Source organism: Thiohalocapsa sp. (genome assembly GCF_019695415.1).
GTDB lineage: Bacteria > Pseudomonadota > Gammaproteobacteria > Chromatiales > Chromatiaceae > Thiohalocapsa.
This window is the reverse complement of record NZ_JAIFKJ010000579.1, coordinates 1-4,903: the sequence shown is the minus strand read 5'-3', so window position 1 is coordinate 4,903 and position 4,903 is coordinate 1. Positions and strand designations below refer to the sequence as shown.

Sequence of the window (4,903 nt, the reverse complement as noted above, 5' to 3'; positions counted from 1 at the left end):
GCGGCGCGCCAGCAGGCCCTTGCGGGGGACGGGGGCCGCGGCCTAGGCCGTGAAGAAGTGGCGTTCGTCGGCGAGCCGCACCAGTCCGACCTCGGCGAGCTGCGTGTCGGTGCTGAAGCCCACGGCGAGGTCGATGTCGCCGTCCAGCAGCGCAGCGTAGAGCCGATCCTTGCCCTCTGCCGAGCTCGGCACCAGCAGCGTTGGCTCGGCGCGCAGCCCGTAGCGGCGGGTCAGCGGCTCGAAGCCGTCCACCGGCCGCGCCCGAAATTCGTTGGTCATGCCCATGCGCAGTGCCTGGCCCGCGTCGGCCAGTGCGCTCAGGCGTGCCGGCGCCGCGGCGGCCCGGGAGCCGGGCCGCGCCAGCACCACATAGTCGTTGCTGAAGCCGAGCAGCGGCCCGATGTCGAGCTCGAAGGGGGCGAGCGCCTCCTGGGCGGCGACGAAGGATGTCGGGTCTTCGTGCACCGGCGGATGGCCGCCCAGCGCGAGGATGGAGCCCGTGTAATCCACGTAGAGGTCGATTTCGCCGACCCAGAGGGCACCGATGGCTCCCAGGCTGTCGCGGGCGGTGTCGTCCACCTCCGCCGGGATGTCGTGGGCGCGCAGGGTCTGCGCCAGCAGCTGCGCGGTGACCTGCTGCTCGGCAAAGTCCTTGGTGCCCACCACCAGCGGGCGGTCGATCTCGCCGCAGCCGCCGAGGGCCAGGGCAGCCAGCAGGGCGAGGGGGCGGACGGCGTGGTGCAGGCGCGTCATCACGGCTGCACCTGCCGGGCCGTCGCCGCGGGCCCCTCTTCGTCGCGCAGGGTGCGCAGGAAGGCCGCGATCTGCAGCAGCAGTACCAAAGAGAAGGGGATGGCGCCACTCACGGCGAGCGTCTTGGCCACCTCCACGCTGCCCGAGAGCAGGGTGCCGATTGTGATGGCCAGGATGATCAACGCCCAGGTGAGCTTGAGGCCGATGGACGGGTCCAGCGTGCCCTTGCCGGTCATCATGCTGACCACGAAGGTGCCGCTGTCGGCGCTGGTGACCAGGAAGACGAAGATCAGCAGCAGGGCGGCCGCGCTCAGCACCTGCGCCAGCGGAAAGTAGTCGAACAACGCGAACAGCGCTTTGGCGACGTCGTCGAACACCAGATCCGCAAGCCCGCCCGAGCCCTGCAATTCCACGAAGAACCCGGCGCCGCCGAAGGTGGCGAACCAGAGCATGGAGAACAGCGACGGGATGAGCACCACGCCGAGCATGAACTCGCGGATGGTGCGCCCGCGGCTGATGCGCGCGATGAACACCCCCACGAAGGGCCCCCAGGCGAGCCACCAGATGAGGTAGGTCAGAGTCCAGCCTGCGGTCCAGTCCGTGAGCCCTTCAAAAGGATACAGCCGGAACGACATGGCCGGCAGGTTGTTCAGATAGTCGCCGAGGGTGGTGGTGAAGGTCTCCAGGATGAACCGGGTGGGGCCCACGAAGAGCACGAACAGCATGATGGCCACGGCGATGGCCATGTTGATGTTCGAGAGCACCTTGATGCCCTGGCCGAGGCCGGTGCTGGCGGAGGTGAAAAAGCACACCGCCAGGACGCAGACGATGACGATGCTCACCCAGTCCGCCTGGGGCACGCCGGCCACCTCCCCGAGCCCGGCGCGCACCTGCAGGGTGCCCATCGCGAGCGACCCGGCGAGGCCCAGGATCACCGCCACCACGCCCAGGGTGTCCGCCGCGGTGGCGACCGGCCCGACGAGCCGCCCGCGAAAGGCATAGCGAATAGGCGTGGAAATGAGCCCGGGCGCATTACGCCGGAAGATGAAATAGGCGATCACCAGGGCGCAGACGGCGTAGATGGACCAGGCGTGCAGGCCCCAGTGCAGATTGGTGAGCACCATGGCGAGGCGCGCCGCCTCCGGCGTGCCGCCTTCGAGCCCCGGCGGGTCGGTGAAGTGGTAGATAGGCTCTGCCGGCCCCCAGAACAGGAGCCCCGCGCCCATGCCGCCCGCGAACAGCATGGCGATCCAGGACACGGTCGAGAACTCGGGCTCATCGTCGTCGGCGCCGAGCTTGATGCTGCCGTAGGGGCCGAGGGCCAGCGCCGCGCCCAGCACCACGAAGCTGGTGCAGAGCATCAGGAAGACCCAGTCCAGCGTCGTCAGCGCAAAGCCGGTGAGTGCGTTGGCGGCGCCGGCGAGCGCGTCCGGCGCCAGCACGCCCCAGAGGCCGATGGCCCCGCAGATGAGCACGGAGAGCGCGAAGACGGCCCCGAGCGGGCGCCTGGTCGTCGGAGTTTCGGCCATGCGGGTCTCCCGGGTTGCGGCAGGAGCATCCCGCCAAAGCTCGATCGTCGGGCGCTTGGCGCCCCGGTGCGTAAGGTCCCTGGGCGGGGATTGGGGCATCCCTTGGCTGCGGCAAGGCTCAGGCTGCCCAGAATGGGCGGGGAGTGGATTGCCCCTCGTTGGCGGATCGCTTTGAATGCCCCCACCCGTGCCCAGTGGTCATGCCGGTCTGCAAAGGACGCGCGTCCATGGGCTGTCGCTATTGCCGACATCACCGGCGACGGCACCGTTGGGCGGCGGCGCCGTCGCCGAGATCTTCGTCGAGCAATGAGCTGCCGCGCAAAGCCAATGTCCGCGAACCCGGAGAATAGACCATGAAGCGCTTCGTTGTTGGGAGAGGCAAGACGATCGGCGTCGGCCTTGCTGTTTTGATCATGCTTTGCGGGCTGTGGGGGAGCGTGGGCTGGGCCCAGGACGCCACGGGCGACCCGGCGGCGGGCGCCGACGCACAGGACACGGCGCCGGCCTATCCCTCGGGCCTCGATGACCCGTCCATCGCGCTCGACGAGCTGGAATTGCGGCTCGTCCCGCTCACCGCCGATGAGCTCGCCCCGCTCGCCGCGGCCTGGCAGGACCGGGCGCGGGCGGCCACGCAGGCTGTGATCGATACGAGCCTCGAGGTCCGCACCGCCGATGGCACCGAGGCCGAAGCGCTGCGCCAGGAGCGGCTGGAGCTGGTGGAGGAGCGCGATCGCATTTTCGAGAAGGCGTCGGCCGTGATCTCCAGCCTCGAAGCCAAGGGCGGCGACCCGGCGGAGGTGGAGGCCATGCGGGGCTATCTGTCCGCGGTCATCGCCGCCGGGCGCTCGCAGTTGACGGTGCAGGAATTCGCCGACGGCTTCCTTGCATGGCTGGTCTCACGCGACGGCGGCATGGCCATCGGCTTTCGCATCGCCGTCATCGTCGCCGCCTTCTTCGGCCTGCTCATCGTCGCCCGGATCGTGCGTGCCTGGGTGCGCCGCGCTGTCGACCGCACACCGCAGCTCTCGAATCTGCTGAGCGGCTTCCTGGTGATGGTGGTGTACTGGCTCACTCTCGCCTTCGGCCTGATGATCGTGCTCGCCGCGCTGGGGGTGAACGTCACGCCGTTGTTCGCGCTGGTGGGCGGTGCGTCCTTCATCATCGCGTTCGCGCTGCAGGAAACGCTGGGCAACCTCGCCGCGGGCCTGATGATCATGATCAACCGCCCCTTCGACGAAGGCGACTATGTGCAGGTCGCCGGCCTCGGCGGCACGATCAAGCACGTCTCCATCATGTCCACGACAGTGACGACGCCCGACAACCAGGTGATCACGATCCCCAACTCCAAGGTCTGGGGCGACGTCATCACTAACGTCACCGCGTCCGATACCCGCCGTGTCGACCTGGTCTTCGGCATCAGCTACGGCGATTCCATCGAGCGCGCGCAGGCGGTGCTGGAAGAGGTGGTCGCGAGCCACCCGCTGGTGCTGGCGGAGCCGGCGCCGAATATCCGCGTCAGCGAGCTTGGCGACAGCTCCGTCAACTTCATCGTGCGGCCCTGGACCAAGACCGGCGATTACTGGACGGTGTACTGGGACCTCCACCGCGCCGTGAAGGAGGCCTTCGACGCCAATGGCATCTCCATCCCCTTCCCGCAGACGGACATGCACCTGCATGTGACGGACAGCGGCAAGGCGACGGGCACGGACGCCGTCGCGGCGCTGACCCGAGGCGACACCCAGCCCCGCCGCGAGGTCACCGACTACGCCAGCGGCGACCATGGCGCCGACGAGCCCGGCGAGGAGGGCGGGGGCGAGCGGGGCTAGCCCGGCACCGTCCGAGGCCTCAGACCGATTGACCTCAGGGCACCGCTTGTGGCGCGGGCAAGCGACGCCGCCCCGCGCCAGCGGGCGATCAAAGGGCAGCCGGGGCTTGCGACAGGCCGCGGGGTGCCCAAAATGAGCGCCAGTTGCAATGCTCGCGGCTGGACGTCCCCGTTGGGGGCCGTCAGCCGTGCCATCGACACGGGCATAACGGCCATGACGCTCGACGAAGACACCCTGAGCGCTTGCTTCGGCCGCATCTGGCCGGTGCACAACGACGCCTTCTGCGAGCTGCTGGTGACGCTGCGGCGGCAGTTCGACGGGGATCTGGACCGGATGCTGGTGCTCGCCGTCATCGGCTCCCGCACCCTCTCCCGCGGCCGCACCGACGGCATGTGCTATGAAAGCTTCATGGATGGCGAGCGCGCTGACGAGCCCCCTTCCATCAACCTCCAGTCCATCGCCGACTACAGTGGCATCCCGCGAGAGACCGTCCGCCGCAAGCTCCATGATCTGGAGCGCCTGGGCTGGATCACGCGGCAGGACAAGGGCTACCTCGTCGCCACCGCCAAGGCCGCGGAGGATCTCGAGCCCGCCACGCAGGCCACAATGCGCTATCTGCTCGCCATCATCGGCGGCTGGAAATCTGCCGTCTCCGAGCAGGAGTCTGGGTCCTAGGCTCCGGAGCGCCGGCTTTCCAGCCGGCCCGCCGCCTGCCCGGCTCAATGCCGGGCAGGCGGCGTCTAGGGAGATGCTGATTTATTGGGCATCCTGCCCAAAAATCAGACGGAGCCGGAA

4 protein-coding genes are annotated in these 4,903 nt (G+C 68.9%); 2 read left to right on the top strand and 2 right to left on the bottom strand.

The window, feature by feature from the left end:
- Window positions 1-42: 42 nt before the first annotated feature.
- Together I6U14_RS15955 and I6U14_RS15950 are read right to left on the bottom strand one after the other, a co-directional pair.
- The gene (locus I6U14_RS15955; protein WP_296900507.1) at window positions 43-753 is read right to left on the bottom strand and encodes a glycine betaine ABC transporter substrate-binding protein; all 711 of its coding nucleotides are present in this window, start codon (window positions 751-753) and stop codon (window positions 43-45) included.
- Window positions 753-2,282 (bottom strand): BCCT family transporter, encoded by a 1,530-nt coding sequence (locus tag I6U14_RS15950; protein ID WP_296900506.1) that lies wholly within the window; start codon window positions 2,280-2,282, stop codon window positions 753-755. Before I6U14_RS15950 ends, I6U14_RS15955 begins: the two co-directional genes overlap by 1 nt.
- Before the next feature lie 353 nt (window positions 2,283-2,635).
- Here I6U14_RS15950 and I6U14_RS15945 point away from each other — a divergent pair, with 353 nt between their 5' ends.
- Together I6U14_RS15945 and I6U14_RS15940 are read left to right on the top strand one after the other, a co-directional pair.
- Window positions 2,636-4,108, top strand: coding sequence for a mechanosensitive ion channel family protein (locus I6U14_RS15945; protein ID WP_296900505.1), 1,473 nt, complete (start codon window positions 2,636-2,638; stop codon window positions 4,106-4,108).
- A gap of 213 nt (window positions 4,109-4,321) precedes the next feature.
- A complete protein-coding gene (locus I6U14_RS15940) occupies window positions 4,322-4,783 on the top strand; it encodes a helix-turn-helix domain-containing protein (RefSeq protein ID WP_296900504.1) in 462 nt (153 codons plus the stop codon).
- The last annotated feature ends 120 nt before the right edge of the window (window positions 4,784-4,903 follow it).